The sequence below is a fragment of the Wolbachia endosymbiont of Ceratosolen solmsi genome (assembly GCF_017869155.1).
Taxonomy (GTDB): Bacteria; Pseudomonadota; Alphaproteobacteria; order Rickettsiales; family Anaplasmataceae; genus Wolbachia; species Wolbachia pipientis.
The window spans coordinates 292,005-308,021 of sequence record NZ_CP054598.1 but is presented as its reverse complement, the minus strand read 5'-3'; the positions used below and the strand labels follow the sequence as shown (position 1 = coordinate 308,021).

The window sequence follows — 16,017 nt, the reverse complement described above, 5'->3', positions numbered from 1 at the left end:
TTATGCAGGTTTAGAATTATGCTTTATTCTTACGTTTATGTCTTGGCCCAATACAATCAATAAGTTAAGCAAGTATTCTAAGGAGAACCCTTCGATTTTTGACCTATTGATTTGAGATACTTTAGGTTGATCAATCTTTAGAGCGTTTGCTGCTTTTTTCTGTGTTGTGTACTTCTTACTTATTAATTGTGCAATGACCTTTATTAATTTCAGTTTTGTATCTTTCACATCCCCCAACTCTACTATTATAGGATAACTTAATTGTAAATTTTGCATAATAATAAAATCCCTTATAAAAAAATTACTTTAGTTTTTCTTCTTTAAATAACACATGCCTTCTGACTACTGGGTCATACTTCCTAAACTCCAGTTTTTTGGTAAGCTTTTTTGGATTACGCTTTTTTACATAAAAATAACCTGTTGATTTTTCTTCACCAGTTTTTGTTGTCTTGATTGCAGTGCTAACTAACTTAACGAGCAAAGAAGCATTTTTTTTCGCCATACTTATAATGATATAATAAATTCTATGCGAGTTTATTACGCAAAACACTAAAAGTCAACCGAATAATGCAGATCGTAAAATTCTTGACAATCAACAGTGCATTAAGTAGCATGAAGTTAACTTCAGAATGAAAAGCAAACGGTAAATAAGTGGTAAATAGTGGTAAAAGGTTATTATTGATAGAAAATTCCACCTGTTCTAATGAGGTAAGAGTTGCCTTGTCAGTTAATAATAAGGTTGTAGAATTTGAACAAGAATTCAAGGAAAAAAAACAATTAAGAGGTAATGTATACGTTGCTTATATAAAGCGTATAGAGCCTTCTTTGCAAGCCGTATTTATCGAATATGGAAAAAATAAGCAAGGTTTTTTGTCTTTTTCCGAGATATCTCTAGATTACTTCAATATTCCAGAAAAAGAAAAGGAAACTATCTTTGAGAGCTACTCAAATGACGATTATACAGAAAAAGGGAACGATACCATAGCAAATGTCTCTTCAGATTCTGCAGCTAGTAAGAATGTCAACGAGTCAGGTAGTGGTTTTGTAAGAGAGGTACCTTTATATAAAAAATACAAATTACAAGATGTTATTTCAGTAAATCAAAAAGTATTGGTTCAGCTAACTAAAGAGGAACGAGGCAATAAAGGAGCTTCATTTACAACATACATAACTTTAGTGGGTAGATACTGTGTTTTCATGCCAAATTCCATGAGTAAAGGTGGAGTGTCTCGGAGAATTGAAGATGCTAATGTCAGAAAGCAGTTAAAGGAGATACTGAGTTCAATAAACTTGCCAAAAAGGTCAGGTTTAATAGTAAGAACTGTTGGTTCAGGAAAAAATAAGAAAGAAATTGAGCAGGATTACAATTACTTATCCTCATTATGGCAGAGCATTCAAAAAAATGCCTTCTCTGTAAACGTTCCATCATTAATTTACAATGAAGCAGATGTAATTATGAGATCTGTTCGTGATTTTTGTAGCGATGGTATAGAAGTTATAGTGTCTGGAAAGGAAGCTTTTGAGGCAGTTAGGCAATATGCTAACAATGCACTAAAAGGTAGTAAGTTGCGCTATAGATTGTATAGAGGTTATGCTCCGATCTTTACTTACTACGGAATCGAAGATCAAATTTCTGAGTTATATAGCAATAGAGTAGAATTGCCATCTGGTGGGTCTTTGATAATAACTTTAACTGAGGCGTTTGTTTCAATAGACGTAAATTCAGGAAAGATGACAGGAGAAGATAGCATAGAAGAAACAGCTTATAGAACCAACATGGAAGCAGTACCTGAAATATCAAGACAGGTGAATCTTAGGGGCCTATCAGGATTAATAGTAGTCGATTTTATTGATATGTTGAAATATCAGTATTGCAGAGCTGTTGAGTCTGCTATAAAGCAAGCGTTTAAAGATGATAAAGCTAAAGTTCAATTTAGCTACATAAATGACTTTGGTTTAATGGTATTTTCAAGACAAAGAATTAAACCAAACATACAAGAAATTAATACTACAGAGTGTTTACACTGCAAAGGTACTGGAAGAGTAAAATCAAACGAAGTAATTGTTTCATCAATACTAAGGGATTTACAACATATTGCTAACAAGAATCGAAATAAGTCTTTTGATTTAGTAGCACACAGTGCAGTTATAGCGCACATTTTTAATAACAAACGCAATACAGTTTCTACAATCGAAAAAGAGTTTAATATTACATTGAACGTTAGTATTGATAACAGTTTAGATGTAAATACATTTGTTTTAAAACAAGGAGATGATGTTAATTTAAACGGTTATAAGCCATTACAGAACTCTGGATACCAAATTGGGGATAGCAGCAATGAAGAAGCTGATAATTCAAATAAACTACGAGGCAATTTTTGGCTGACTAAGTGGCTTTCGCGCCTTTTAAGTTCTAATAACTAATTAGAAACCTAAATTGGGCTTGTAATTAATGAGCCCTATACTTATATATTCTTATATCAGATAATATTTACAATGGGGTACTCATTATGGGAAGAGCAATAGGCATAGATCTCGGAACAACAAATTCTTGTGTTGCAATAATGCAGGGCAAGGATACAAAGGTAATAGAAAATAAAGAAGGGGCAAGAACTACTCCATCTATAGTTGCATTGACTTCTTCAGGAGAAAGGTTGATTGGTGCTCCAGCAAAAAGGCAAGCAACCACCAATGCAAGTAATACCTTTTTTGCTACTAAGAGATTAATAGGCCGTCAATATAGTGATCCTGAGATGAAAAATCTAAGTGTACCATACAAAGTATTTGCAGCAAAAAGTGGTGATGCATGGGTTAAAACAACTGATAATAAAGAATATTCTCCTAGTCAAATTGGTGCATTTATACTACAAAACATGAAAGAGGCAGCAGAAGCTTATCTTGGAGAGGAAGTAAAAGATGCTGTGATAACAGTGCCAGCATACTTCAACGACTCTCAACGTCAAGCAACAAAAGATGCAGGAAAAATTGCCGGATTAAATGTACTCAGAATAGTAAATGAACCGACTGCTGCAGCACTTGCTTATGGTCTTGATAAGAAACATGGGCACACAATAGTAGTATATGACCTTGGTGGTGGTACATTTGACGTTTCAATACTTGAAATAGGTGATGGAGTTTTCGAAGTGAAAGCAACAAACGGTGATACCCATCTTGGAGGTGAAGACTTTGATAATGGAGTAGTGAGTTATTTACTAGATGAATTCAAGAAAAGTAATGGCATTGATTTGAAAAATGATCCAATGGCTATGCAAAGAATCAAAGAAGCTGCTGAAAAAGCGAAAATTGAATTATCAAGTGCAATGGAAACGGAAATAAATCTACCGTTTATTACAGCTGATGCAAGTGGTCCAAAACACTTAAATATGAAATTAACGAGAGCAAAACTTGAAAGCTTAGTGAATGATTTAATCGAAAGAACTATGGCTCCTTGTAAAAAAGCTCTTGAGGATGCTGGTTTATCTGCTAGTCAAATTGGCGAAGTGGTTCTTGTTGGTGGCATGACTCGTATGCCAAAAGTCATAGAGAAAGTTAAAGAATTCTTTGGCAAAGATCCACATAGAGGAGTTAACCCTGATGAAGTTGTAGCAATTGGAGCTGCAATACAGGCGGGGATCATTCAAGGTGATGTAAGAGATGTGTTACTACTTGATGTGACCCCACTTTCTCTTGGTATTGAAACTCTAGGAGGAGTATTCACTCCACTTATTGAGCGTAATACTACAATTCCTACTAAAAAATCTCAGGTGTTTTCAACTGCAGAAGATAACCAAACAGCTGTTACAATTAAGGTGCATCAGGGTGAAAGAAAACTGGCAGTTGATAATAAGCTACTCGGTCAGTTTAGTTTGGAAGGGATACCTCCTGCTCCGCGCGGAAGGCCACAAATTGAAGTGACATTTGATATAGATGCAAATGGAATAGCACACGTTTCTGCAAAAGATAAAGCTACTGGAAAAGAGCAAAAAATACGCATTCAATCTTCAGGCGGTTTATCTGATGATGAAATAAATCGCATGGTAAAAGAAGCTGAAGAAAAAGCGCAAGAAGATGAAAAGCGCAAAAAGTTTATTGAAGTGAAGAATCAAGCGGATAGCTTAGTCCATTCTACAGAAAAGTCTCTGACAGAGTATGGTGATAAAGTTTCACCAGAAGATAGATCTGCTATTGAAAATGCAGTTAACGAATTAAAAGAAGTTAGTAAATCTGATAACATTGATGACGCTGATTCAATACAGCAGAAAGTTACTAATCTTTCTCAATTATCTATGAAACTTGGAGAAGCTATGTATCAAGCATCTCAACAAAATAGTGCTGAAAATGGCTTTTCATCAGAAGGAAATCCAAATGATAAAGAGGAAAAAGTAGTAGATTCTGATTATCAAGACATAGATAATAAAGAAGAGAATAAGTAATTGCGATTGTCATCCAAGTAGCTGATACTGGGATGACAAGAGGAGCATATTGTTGCTTAAAGAAACCATTATGGATATTATTAAAACGATAGAAGAAAAGATACACGATTCGATAGATGTAATTGATATCAACATTATCGATGAATCAGCAAAGCATGCTGATCATTATTTTGCTTCATCTTCAACACTACCTTCACATATCAAGCTAATATTGATATCTGACAGCTTTATCGGAATGAACACTCTCAAAAGGCATAAATTGATCTATGAATTATTAAAGAGTGAGATAGAGCTAATACATGCAATTTCTCTTCACTTGTATACGCAAAACGAGTACAATTTAAAAAATAAATAATAAAAATGTGAAGGAAGAGTCTTTATTAGTTAAAGCAGGAAGAAAATTTAAGGACTATAAAGGTTCTATGAACCCGCCAGTTTATCATTCTTCTACCATATTATTCCCTACTTACAAGGACTACTTAAATGCAGCAAATGGAGAAAGTATATACGATGTAATCAACGATGATGTTGCAAGAGATTACAGCTATAGTAATGTTGGTACTCCCACTGTTCATTATTTTTCAAATGCACTGGCTGAAATTGAAGGGAGTGGACAAGCGCTTATTTTTCCTTCCGGACTATTTGCACTTACTTTTGCTATTTTGACTTTCACTAAAGCAGGTTCTCATGTTTTAATTCAGGATAACAGTTATTACCGACTCAAGAGATTTGCCGAAAATGAGTTACCAAACAGGGGAATAGAAGTAACTTTTTATGATCCAACACAGGATATAACTGATTTAATTCAGAGTAATACTTCATTGATAATGATCGAGACTCCTGGTTCTGTAACGTTTGAGATTTCGAATATAGAGCATATAGTAAAAGTTGCTAAAGAACGTGGAATCGTAACCGTTTGCGACAATTCATGGGCCACTCCTTTGTTATTTAAGCCGCTTGATTATGGAATTGATGTTGCACTATATGCGGTAACAAAGTATCTAGCCGGTCACTCAGATTTATTGATGGGGACTATGATTGCTGAAGGTGAAATTTTTAAATTGCTTTATGAGAGCTATAAAAATTATGGAGTAACCATTCAATCGCACGACTGTTATCTTGCACATAGGGGACTAAGAACACTGCACACACGTATGAAAAAGTACCAAAATACAGCAATGGAAGTGGCAAAGTGGCTAGAAGCACAGCAAAAAGTTAGAAAGGTTTTATATCCAGCACTTCCCTCCCATCCTCAACACGAATTATGGAAAAGTTACTTTAAAGGAGCAAGCGGCGTATTCAGTATAGTATTGGGTAGAGAATATTCATGTGAAGAACTAAGCTGCATGGTTGATCACATGAAAATTTTTGGTATCGGTGCTTCTTGGGGAGGGTGCGACAGTTTGATATTACCAATAGATCGTAGATCTATGTCAAGATCTGTAATGAATTCAGATTATGGTGGAAGTTTTATACGGATATTTTGTGGACTGGAAGATCCTGAAGATTTAATCTTTGACATTAATGACGCACTAAAAAGGTTACCATGTTTAGACTTTCAAAACGATGAAGTAGGACATGAAACTGAGAGAATTACTGCATAACATTATTGATGTTAACTTTGATATTGAAATCAAAGGCATCACATGTAATCCCAAGAAAATCAAGGAAGGTTATCTTTTTGTTTGTGTGTCAGAAAGGGATAGGATTTACATAGATCAGATATTATCTTGTGGAGCTAAAGCGATAATTGCAAGTGATTGCATAACAGAAGCTTCAAGCCTTGGTATCATTCCAACGCGTGATGCTGGAATCTGTATCTTCCACCCAAACCCTCAAGAAATATACAGCGAAATAGTCAGCAGGTTTTATCAATTCAAACAGCCAAAATATGTTGCTGCTGTAACAGGCACAAATGGCAAGACTTCAGTAGTAGAATTTTGCCGCCAGATCTGGCAAAACTCTGGCTATAATGCTGCGTCTATTGGAACACTTGGAACATGCATCAATAATGGCAGAAAAGGTAATAGCAACAGCCTTACCACTCCAGGTGCAGAAGACCTTTACGCAACATTGCGTGGTATAAGTGTAGAACACTTAGTGTTGGAATCATCAAGTCATGGGATTGATCAATACAGAATCCATGGATTAAAGTTGAGTGCTGCAGCTTTTACTAATTTCTCGCAAGATCATTTAGATTACCATAAAAGTCTTGGTGGATATTTAGAAACTAAAAAAAGGTTATTTTACGAAGTATTACCAGAAGGAAAAACAGCGATTTTAAATGCGGATATAGATGAATACGGCGCATTGCTTAAAATAGCTGAAAAACGCAGTAATAAAGTTGTGACTTATGGAAAAAAAGGCTCTGATATTACTTTATTAGAGCAAATACCAACTCCAAGTGGTCAATACCTTACAGTAAAAGTTGATAACCAAATTTACAATACATTTTTCCCAGTTTTAGGAAAATTTCAAGCATATAATCTGCTATGTGCAATTGGTATATCTGGATTAAATTACAGAGAAATATGTGTGGATAAACTCATTTTCCCGTCAGGAAGAATGGAGAAAGTGAAACCTTTTGCATTCGTGGATTACGCTCATACTCCAAGTGCGCTTAAACAAGCCCTATTGTCTTTAAAATGGCACTTCAATAAAAAAATAGTTCTAGTTTTTGGATGCGGTGGCAATCGTGATCAAACAAAACGCGCAGAAATGGGTAAAGTAGCACAAATATATGCAGACAAAGTGATAATCACGGATGACAATCCGCGTGATGAGAATCCTGCAGAAATTCGTCGTGGTATTTTACTACATTGCCCTGATGCGCTAGAGATAGAAGATAGAAGAGAAGCTATAGAGAAAGGAGTAGATATTGCCTATAATGAGGGTATGATTCTGCTAGTTGCAGGAAAGGGGCATGAAGTATACCAAATCGTGAGCGGCCAAACTTTTGAATTCAGTGATGTTGAGGTTATTAAAAATCACGTTTTAACATGCTACCGTTCTTGCAAGCGATAGCACTCTCACTTCTCTTGCACCAGAATTTAAAATTTCTTGAGAGCAGGACCTTACAGTTGCTCCAGTTGTTACTACGTCGTCAACTAATATCACGATTTTATTTTCGATAATTTTCTTGTTGCTTATGCTAAAAGCCTTCTTTAAATTTTTTTCACGCTGCTTAAGTGAAAGACCAGCCTGAGGGATAGTATGGCGAGGACGTTTTATTGCAAATGGCGTATAGGATAAATTGGATAACTTAGTCAACTCTTTTGCAAGCAGTGCTGCTTGATTATATTTACGTTTAAACAAACGCATTTTATGTAACGGTATAGGAATTACGACCTCTGCGTTCTGAAACGTATCCTGATTAGCTTGGTGTATCCACTTTGCATAGATTTTTACGTAATTCAAATTATCAAAAAATTTGAAATTTATAATCATGTTTTTACTATGTTGATCATAAGCAAAAACTGATCTTAATACTTTAAACGGTGGAGGATTGATGATGCACTTACCACACGTATAAATATTGTCTGAGATTACTACGCCACAAACATTGCAGTAATGCTTAGTTAGAAAATTGATTTTTTTGTTGCATTCACTACACAGATTAAGATTTTCATCAATGATACATTCGCAACTTACGCATACGCTTGGAAATATGAGATTTGTAGCTTTTTTTAGTAAGAGAAGGTTCACAACTCATTAAATATATTATAAAATAATTTATATAGTATAGCTAAAGTAACTTAAGCTTACACTCTTTCACTTTTTATTCCATTTCAATATAGTTCATGCTGCTGAAAAGCAGAACTTATAACTCAGTTTGTGGTATACCATTGACTGAAGTAGTCTTTGAATTATCCTTAGATAAAAATTGATGTTTTTCTGGCTTCTGTACTTCACTCAACTTACTTTGCACTTTGTCACAAGCCCACACAAGTGGCGTTATGATTGACGCGGCAGCCCAAATGATAGCAGCGCAAGCATAACTTACAATCTTGTTAAATACTCTAGCTACTGCATTAGCACAATCTTGCCCCATTTCTAAAAATATGTTTGAATAATTAACGAATGATTTTGTATCCGTTTTAAAACAATAGTCCCCTGTTATTTTTGACAATAACTTGACTGGAAAGTATGACAAACATGCCACTATCAAAAATAAAGGTTGCAATATTATGTTGGCTGCTAAAATAGCACTCAGTGCACACAATGAATACACTTTCTCTGCTCTGTAACCCACGTATTCACAATTATCATTGTTTTTATAATACTTGTTATAATCATCTTTACTCTCAACTCCACAAATTACATCTTTCACAGGTCCTAGCACATTATCAACGTAATGTACGGACTTATAGAAACTACTTTCTGGAACTAGTGTGCAATCTTCTGCTCTCTTAGCAGGTACAACTCCATATTCAACGTACCTTTTAAAGTATCGATATACTGACATTACCCTCTCCAAATCATAAATATGCAACATAGTCAATAATGATTAAGAAATAGTTTATAATAAATATGTTTTAAGATACCTGCCTGTAACACTTTCTGGAATTTTTACCACTTCTTCTGGAGTTCCAGTAGCAATCACTTCTCCGCCTTTTATTCCGCCCTCTGGTCCGATGTCTATTATATAATCTGCAGTTTTTATAACGTGCAAATTGTGCTCGATAACTATAACAGTGTTTCCCAGATCGACTAATCTATGGAGTATTTTTAGTAAGTTATTTATATCTTCAAAGTGTAATCCAGTTGTTGGTTCATCAAGAATATACAATGTTCTTCCGGTAAATCGTTTTGATAGCTCTTTAGATAGCTTTATTCGTTGTGCTTCCCCCCCAGACAACGTTGTTGACGACTGTCCGAGTTTTATATAGCCAAGTCCCACTTCCTGCAAAGAAACCAACTTTTCTTTTACCATTGGAAGGTTTTCAAAAAAAACACAAGCTTGATCTATCGTCATATCAAGCACATCAGAGATTGATTTTTCTTTATAAGTAACTTCCAATGTTTCCCGATTATACCTTCGCCCTTTACATTGCTCACACTTCACATAAACGTCCGGTAGAAAATGCATCTCTATCTTTAAGTGCCCATCACCTTTACAAGCCTCACACCTTCCCCCTCTGGTATTAAATGAAAACCGGCCTATATTATATCCCCTTGCTTTTGACTCCGAAAGACCTGCAAACCAATTTCTTATATGAGTGAACATACCAACATATGTTGCTGGATTTGACGCAGGAGTTCTACCAATTGGCGACTGATCAACTTCTATAACTTTATCTATATATTCAAGGCCTTCTATTCTATCACACTGACCATACCTTGCAGACGAATGATGTATCTTATGTGCTGAATATTTATATAACGTTTCTATGACTAAACTTGATTTTCCCCCTCCTGATATTCCAGTAACACAAATAAGATTCCCTATAGGAAATTTAACGTTCACATTTTTTAAGTTATTTTCACATGCATTTATTACTTTTATGAACTGAGTTGCTTGCTTTCTTCTCCTTGGAATTAAAATTTTTTTCTCTCCACTCAAATATTGCCCTGTTATGCTCCCCGAATTTCTTTGCACCTGGTCTGGTGTTCCTTCTGCAACAACTTTTCCACCATTTACGCCAGCTCCAGGACCAATATCAATCGCATAATCAGCAGCCATTATTGTATCTTCATCATGCTCAACAACGATTACAGTGTTACCCATGTCTCTTAAGTTTTTTAGTGTGGCAATTAACCGATCATTATCACATTGATGAAGGCCAATCGAGGGTTCATCAAGAACATATAAAACCCCCGTTAATCCTGAGCCAATTTGCGAAGCAAGTCTGATCCTCTGACTCTCGCCGCCAGAGAGAGTGCTAGATTCTCGATCAAGCGTTAGGTAATTCAACCCTACATTCTTTAAAAATGTTAGCCTCTTGATTATTTCACTTAGTATTTTATTTGAGATTTGCTTCTGTTGTTCTGTGAGCTTGTCTGGCAAATTTTCAAACCACTTAAGGGATTCATCGATACTAAGCCCTGATATTTCACCTATATGTTTGCTATCAATTTTTACTGTAAGCGCTTCTTTTCTCAATCTATAGCCAGTGCATTCTCTGCAGTGAGTAACAGAGCAATATCGCTCAACAAGCGTTTCATCATAATCCATCTGGTTTTCTAAGATACTGACCAAACCTTGAAATTTACCGAAGCCAAAGAGTATCATATCTTTTACTTCTTGATCTATGTTCTTCCACGGAACATCAAGGCTAAATTTACAATTTTCAGCCAGTGATAGAATTGCACTTTTTAAAAATCCATAACCTGTGTGCACTTGACGGAACATTGATCCCACTGGCTTTAAAGCGCCTTCAGATATTGAAAGAGTTTCATCTGGCACTATCAGCTTCACATCAATAGCCAGCTTTTTACCAAGCCCATTACACGAACCACATGCACCGTAAGGGCTGTTAAAAGAAAATAATCTTGGTTCTATTTCCTCAAGAGTGAAACCAGACTCGGGGCATGCAAAATTCTCTGAAAAAGTCAGAATTTGACCATTTTTATACTCGGAATGATGGTTGTCAGGTAGGTTTACTATTTCTACATACATTAGACCATTACCAAGTTTTAGTGCGGATTCTATACTACTTGGCAGTCGATTTCCTATATCGCCCAATATTGATATTCTATCTGCAACCACAAAAATGTCGTGTTTCTTGTTCTTATCGAGTTTAGGCAAGTCATCTACATTGTACACTTCACCATCTATTTTGAACCTTACGTAACCTTGTATTTTAATTTCCAATATCTCTTTAAGATGTTCTCCCTTTCTACCACGCACAACAGGGGCAAGTATATATATCTTAGTTTCTAAAGGTAACGCAATTATAGTATCTACAATTTGAGACACCGTTTGTTTTGTTATTGGTAATCCAGTTGCAGGTGAATAAGGAACTCCTATTCGTGCATATACTAAGCGCAAGTAATCGTAAATTTCGGTAACAGTTCCAACTGTTGACCTTGGATTTTTTGAGATCGATTTCTGGTTGATAGATATTGCAGGAGAGAGACCTGTAATCGACTCAACATCTGGTTTATCCTGAATGTTGAGAAATTGACGCGCGTAAGCTGACAGGCTTTCAACGTACCGGCGTTGGCCTTCTGCATAAATCGTATCAAATGCAAGGCTAGACTTGCCAGAACCACTTAGCCCAGTTATAACAACTAGCTTATTTTTCGGTATATTGACGTCTACACCTTGCAGATTATGTTCCCTTGCGCCCTTAACTCTGATAAAATCGTCCATATTATACCATATAGCGTATTAACCATTATAGCCTCAAAATACGTGAATTTATAGTGATATATTGATTTTCTATTGATTTTTTCAACTGTTACGGAAAATTAAGCAGCGTTTGATAAATCGTCATTCCGCTACTTGTTAGCGGCTGAGATACCGCGACGGTATGACGGTTAAGTAGGCCAGTGTCCCTATGATGTCATCCCAGTGTCAAGCACATAGCTGTACGAACGTTGTAGTTTAGGAGCAATTCCCACCAGTGGGCCAGTGCCCAGACACTGGTTCTATGCAACTTAATTAAAAACGTTTGTTTTAGCGTAAGACAACTACCTTTAGCTCATCAGCTCAGTTATAAGCAAAATTTCTGGATTCCAGACTGGAATGACACCATTTGCTGTGCAATTTACCTTCAAAAATGAATGTTCGTACAGCTATGTGTCAAGCACTGGGATGACACCATTCTTTTTTCTTGATTCCAGTGTCTGGGCACTGGAATGACACCCCCCTGATAGGCTCAAATCATAGTGTTTGTACAGTTGTGGGTTTAGGCTACCTATAAATTCTAAACTGTTGTTACGTATTAGGACCACCAAATACACCCCCAGGACCCAAAGTCAGTTTAGCTATATCAGAAAACAGGTTATGTGGAAATCTTAAAATACTTCTTGTTCGCCAAGCAAAATAAATACATTCCTACAAACAAGCAGATGCTCAATACTGACACATAAGAAAACTTAAAAATTAAATCTCTAATGTATATTGATAAGCATTTACCTGCAGAAAATTTGTATAGTAATCCAACACATACAACGGCACTATCAACCACTGATGCTATAATTAAAGTAATGAAATTTGCCATATGAAAATTCAACTTGGACTTCAATTTTTCAAAAATAATTATGCTTGAGAGAAGAGATACTAAAATTGCAGTATATGAAATCAATATCATCAAATTAAAACTTTGCCATTTAAAAACACAACATAGCGCTATACACACTATTAAGTTGTACGTAGCTTTGCTTCTGCCATAAAATTCAACCATTGAATTTACAACTAAAGCAGCTCCCACAAATAAGGCAGCACATATCATCAATTTATTTGAAGTGTTGAGTAAAGAAAGACTGATAAACAGCAGTATCGATAAAATAGACATAATTACCTACCCAAAATTAATAACATACATTCATTCTAAATAAACATTACATATAGTAAAAGAGTTATTTAGCATAATAAGAAAAATATTTTATATTAGCATGCCACATCTTTCAGATCTACTTTTAAAACATCCTTTATGTTTAGCACCTTTTTCTCTGTTGCTTTGCCAATACATGAATAAACTGCACCTTCAAACAATTCTTCAAACCTCTTCTGATTTTGTGGTGCAATAGTAACCAAAATTCTACTTTGCGATTCAGAAAACATTATTATCTTGTTTATTATGTCTGTATTTTGTATTTTTCCTATTGGCACTAGTGAAAGATCGATTTCAGCACCAAGGTCTCCTGCAATTAGCGATTTTGCCAGAGCAATAACTAATCCGCCTAAGTTTGGTGCAATTGCAGAGGCAATTATGCCATCTTTTATTGCTTGGTTGTAACGCTCATACAACTTCCTAGCGCTCTTTGCATCAACTTTTGGTACGTTGTTATTACCTATTCCACTATATAACTGATATTCAGATCTACCAAGTTCATCAAGTGTTTCTCCAAGCACGTATATTAAGTCTCCCGGCATTTTCACATCAAGCGATACCGCATTTTCAATATTTTCTATAATTCCAATTGCTGAAATGAGTAATGAAGGTGGTGCAGATATCATCACTTTCTCGCCATTTTCATCATATCCCTTAAAGTCGTTAAACATACTATCTTTTCCGGATATGAATGGTGCTTTAAATGCGGTTGCGTAATCATAACAAGCCTCTGCAGCTCTCTTTAGCTGCCATAGCCTTTCTGGATTATAAGCGTCACACCAGCAAAAGTTATCGAGCAACGCTAGATGGTCTATATTTCCTCCTGCGGCTACATAGTTACGTATGGCAGTGTCGATCGCACATGCTGCCATATGGTAAGTGTCAATTTCCCCATAACTCGAGCCAAACCCTTGCGATTTTACAACACCTTTATTTGAAGAAAGGATTGGCCTTGAAACAATAGCTTCACTGCACACTCTTCCCTTGCCCTGCAGTGGTTTCAGCACTGACGACCCTTGAACCTCATGGTCATATTGCACCACTATGAACTCTTTACTGCATATGTTTGGTCTGCTCAGCATTTCTTTTAGTTCAACATCTATTGAACTAAGTGGGAGCTCAGAAGCTCGGTCTGGTGTCATGCAAGTAGCTATCCACTCTCCAGTCCACGGCTTTGTCTGTAAATGCATTTTAGGATTACCGTCATGCAGAAATTCAGTTTCGATGTCCATTATTACTTTCCCTTCAGGACATTTAACAACAGCTTTACCACTCTCATTGAACTCTCCAATCACACAAACCTCCACATCATGTTTTTTCATAATTTGCTTAAACATAGGAAGATTTTCTTCTGGCACTGCTAAGGTCATTCTCTCTTGTGATTCTGATATCCATATTTCCCACGAAGCCATACCATCGTTTTTAAGGAGAACCTTGCTCAAATCAACTTCAAATCCGTCTTTTCCCATTTCACCAATAGACGATGATAGACCACCTGCTCCGTTATCCGTTATTGCATTATAAAGACCAAGATCTCTTGCTTTTATGACGGCATTGGATAGTTTTTTTTGTGTTATGGGGTCACCAATTTGCACAATTGTTGAAGGGCTGTTTCCCGACAAAGCCTCTGAGGAAAACGTTGCGCCGTGAATTCCGTCCCTTCCAACTCTTCCACCAATAATTACGATTTTATCGCCATTTTTTGGTCCTTTAATGTGTGAAGGTGCGTTATTTATGTTGCGCGGAATAATTCCGACACTGCCAACAAAAACCAGCGGCTTGCCACAAAATCTATCGTCAAAATATACCGATCCAAGTTGTGTTGGAATACCAGAGCAATTACCAGCAACATTAACACCATGGATCACTTTTTTCATTATATATTTTGGCGGTAAGATCTCATCAGTGCGCTCTTTATCCCTATAAAATTTGCCTTTTGCTTCTTTGGCAAAGCAAAAGTAATAGGTATTCATTATAGGCTCCGCGCCTTTCCCGAAACCAACTACATCACGATTAACTCCAAGCACTCCGGTCATTGCTCCACCAAATGGATCAAGAGCTGAAGGGCTATTGTGGGTTTCAACTTTATCTACAATCAAGTAATCGTCATCAAAAATTATTCCTCCTGCGTTGTCAGAGAAAACTGACACACATATGTCAGAATTTATCTCACGCGTTGCACGCTTGATATAATGTGCGTATAGGCCATCTTTTATTTCATCAATGGGAGAGCAAAAGATATTGTGCTTACAATGTTCAGACCAAGTCTGTGCCAGAGACTCAAGTTCAATATCATATGGATTTCTATTAAGTTTTTTAAAGTAATCCTTTATAGCTTTCATTGCTGCCAGAGAGAGCCCTAAAGTGCCATTACCATCGATTCCATCTCTGCTGATTTTCTCAAGTTCTTGGTCACTTACATTTAGGTTAACAGACTTAGCCCCATTACTACTTGATATCACTCCAGTGCTCTCTTTTGTCATTCCTGTTTCCCCCTCTGTCATTCCAGTGCTTGACACTGGAATCCAGTTTTCATTATACAATTGCTTGAAATTTTCTGGATCCAAGTAGTCAAGCACTGGGATGACGCCTTTTAACTTACCGTAATGCCTCCAATAGTAATTGCCGTTTTCTTTATAAACAAGCGTGCAATACTCAGTGATAGGGTTGAATTCTTGCTTTATATCATCTTCAGTTGCTTGACTTAGAATCAATTTTGAACTTCTTGCTTTTATACAAACATTTTCATCAATGTAGTCCTTGTTTATTAAATATTCTCTAACAATTTGTTTCGCTGTGTTGCCTACATTATCGGTCATGCCAGGTAAGAAGCTTATTTCCAAGCCCCACTTTGCTTGTGGTTCTATGAAATCATACGGAACTTCTTCAAGGTTTTCATTGTAGGAATAATAACGGCAGTCTTGTACGACTTTATTATAAAATAGCCCGCAAATTTCTTCATATAATTTGGATGGTAATCCTTTGCGTATGTAAATCGAGTAAACGTTGACTAACCATCTGCATCCAATTTGCTCGCATTTATTTAAAACTTCTATTCTAATGTTTGCCATGTAATGTTATAA

General features: G+C 36.2%; 13 protein-coding genes. 5 read left to right on the top strand and 8 right to left on the bottom strand.

Annotation, left to right across the window (positions count from 1 at the left end; translation table 11 throughout):
• Both HUB95_RS01565 and rpmG read right to left on the bottom strand, forming a co-directional pair.
• On the bottom strand, positions 1-276 hold the full coding sequence (locus tag HUB95_RS01565; protein ID WP_010082632.1) for a helix-turn-helix domain-containing protein: 276 nt from the start codon (positions 274-276) through the stop codon (positions 1-3).
• 25 nt (positions 277-301) lie between these two features.
• Positions 302-502, bottom strand: a complete 201-nt coding sequence (gene rpmG / locus HUB95_RS01560) for a 50S ribosomal protein L33 (protein WP_015589280.1) — start codon at positions 500-502, stop codon at positions 302-304.
• Between the two features lie 149 nt (positions 503-651).
• Between rpmG and HUB95_RS01555 the strand changes: the two genes are divergently transcribed.
• The 5 genes from HUB95_RS01555 to HUB95_RS01535 all read left to right on the top strand — a co-directional run bounded on the left by HUB95_RS01555 (position 652) and on the right by HUB95_RS01535 (position 7,457).
• On the top strand, positions 652-2,424 hold the full coding sequence (locus tag HUB95_RS01555; RefSeq protein WP_209452471.1) for an Rne/Rng family ribonuclease: 1,773 nt from the start codon (positions 652-654) through the stop codon (positions 2,422-2,424).
• Positions 2,425-2,510: 86 nt separating this feature from the next.
• Positions 2,511-4,433, top strand: coding sequence for a molecular chaperone DnaK (gene dnaK / locus HUB95_RS01550; RefSeq protein WP_012673300.1), 1,923 nt, complete (start codon positions 2,511-2,513; stop codon positions 4,431-4,433).
• 70 nt (positions 4,434-4,503) lie between these two features.
• Positions 4,504-4,788, top strand: coding sequence for a BolA family protein (locus tag HUB95_RS01545; RefSeq protein WP_007549117.1), 285 nt, complete (start codon positions 4,504-4,506; stop codon positions 4,786-4,788).
• Between the two features lie 7 nt (positions 4,789-4,795).
• Complete coding sequence (metC, locus tag HUB95_RS01540; protein ID WP_209452470.1) at positions 4,796-6,037, top strand: cystathionine beta-lyase; 1,242 nt, start codon at positions 4,796-4,798, stop codon at positions 6,035-6,037.
• Positions 6,012-7,457 carry a Mur ligase family protein gene (locus tag HUB95_RS01535; RefSeq protein ID WP_209452469.1) on the top strand — a complete coding sequence of 482 codons (1,446 nt, stop codon included), beginning with the start codon at positions 6,012-6,014 and terminating at the stop codon, positions 7,455-7,457. Before metC ends, HUB95_RS01535 begins: the two co-directional genes overlap by 26 nt.
• On the opposite strand, the gene HUB95_RS06400 is transcribed toward HUB95_RS01535, so the two are convergent.
• From HUB95_RS06400 to HUB95_RS01505, 6 genes are all read right to left on the bottom strand, one after another.
• Complete coding sequence (locus HUB95_RS06400; RefSeq protein WP_015589276.1) at positions 7,428-8,138, bottom strand: ComF family protein; 711 nt, start codon at positions 8,136-8,138, stop codon at positions 7,428-7,430. The two genes, HUB95_RS01535 and HUB95_RS06400, sit on opposite strands and share 30 nt — an antisense overlap.
• Before the next feature lie 115 nt (positions 8,139-8,253).
• Positions 8,254-8,928 carry a hypothetical protein gene (locus HUB95_RS01525; RefSeq protein ID WP_244662777.1) on the bottom strand — a complete coding sequence of 225 codons (675 nt, stop codon included), beginning with the start codon at positions 8,926-8,928 and terminating at the stop codon, positions 8,254-8,256.
• A gap of 24 nt (positions 8,929-8,952) precedes the next feature.
• A complete protein-coding gene (gene uvrA / locus HUB95_RS01520; protein WP_209452468.1) occupies positions 8,953-11,748 on the bottom strand; it encodes an excinuclease ABC subunit UvrA in 2,796 nt (931 codons plus the stop codon).
• Between the two features lie 425 nt (positions 11,749-12,173).
• The gene (locus tag HUB95_RS01515) at positions 12,174-12,332 is read right to left on the bottom strand and encodes a hypothetical protein (RefSeq protein WP_161601225.1); all 159 of its coding nucleotides are present in this window, start codon (positions 12,330-12,332) and stop codon (positions 12,174-12,176) included.
• A 50-nt stretch (positions 12,333-12,382) separates the two neighbouring features.
• Positions 12,383-12,895 (bottom strand): hypothetical protein, encoded by a 513-nt coding sequence (locus tag HUB95_RS01510; protein ID WP_015589273.1) that lies wholly within the window; start codon positions 12,893-12,895, stop codon positions 12,383-12,385.
• A 95-nt stretch (positions 12,896-12,990) separates the two neighbouring features.
• The gene (locus HUB95_RS01505) at positions 12,991-16,005 is read right to left on the bottom strand and encodes an AIR synthase-related protein (RefSeq protein ID WP_209452467.1); all 3,015 of its coding nucleotides are present in this window, start codon (positions 16,003-16,005) and stop codon (positions 12,991-12,993) included.
• Positions 16,006-16,017 lie beyond the last annotated feature (12 nt).

What these genes read in the sequence shown, in the direction of transcription:
- HUB95_RS01565 (WP_010082632.1), bottom strand. Translation starts at nt 276, where the DNA reads ATGCAAAATTTACAATTAAGTTATCCTATAATAGTAGAGTTGGGGGAT.
- rpmG (WP_015589280.1), bottom strand. Translation starts at nt 502, where the DNA reads ATGGCGAAAAAAAATGCTTCTTTGCTCGTTAAGTTAGTTAGCACTGCA.
- dnaK (WP_012673300.1), top strand. Translation starts at nt 2,511, where the DNA reads ATGGGAAGAGCAATAGGCATAGATCTCGGAACAACAAATTCTTGTGTT.
- HUB95_RS01545 (WP_007549117.1), top strand. Translation starts at nt 4,504, where the DNA reads ATGGATATTATTAAAACGATAGAAGAAAAGATACACGATTCGATAGAT.
- HUB95_RS01535 (WP_209452469.1), top strand. Translation starts at nt 6,012, where the DNA reads ATGAAACTGAGAGAATTACTGCATAACATTATTGATGTTAACTTTGAT.
- HUB95_RS01525 (WP_244662777.1), bottom strand. Translation starts at nt 8,928, where the DNA reads ATGTTGCATATTTATGATTTGGAGAGGGTAATGTCAGTATATCGATAC.
- uvrA (WP_209452468.1), bottom strand. Translation starts at nt 11,748, where the DNA reads ATGGACGATTTTATCAGAGTTAAGGGCGCAAGGGAACATAATCTGCAA.
- HUB95_RS01510 (WP_015589273.1), bottom strand. Translation starts at nt 12,895, where the DNA reads ATGTCTATTTTATCGATACTGCTGTTTATCAGTCTTTCTTTACTCAAC.
- HUB95_RS01505 (WP_209452467.1), bottom strand. Translation starts at nt 16,005, where the DNA reads ATGGCAAACATTAGAATAGAAGTTTTAAATAAATGCGAGCAAATTGGA.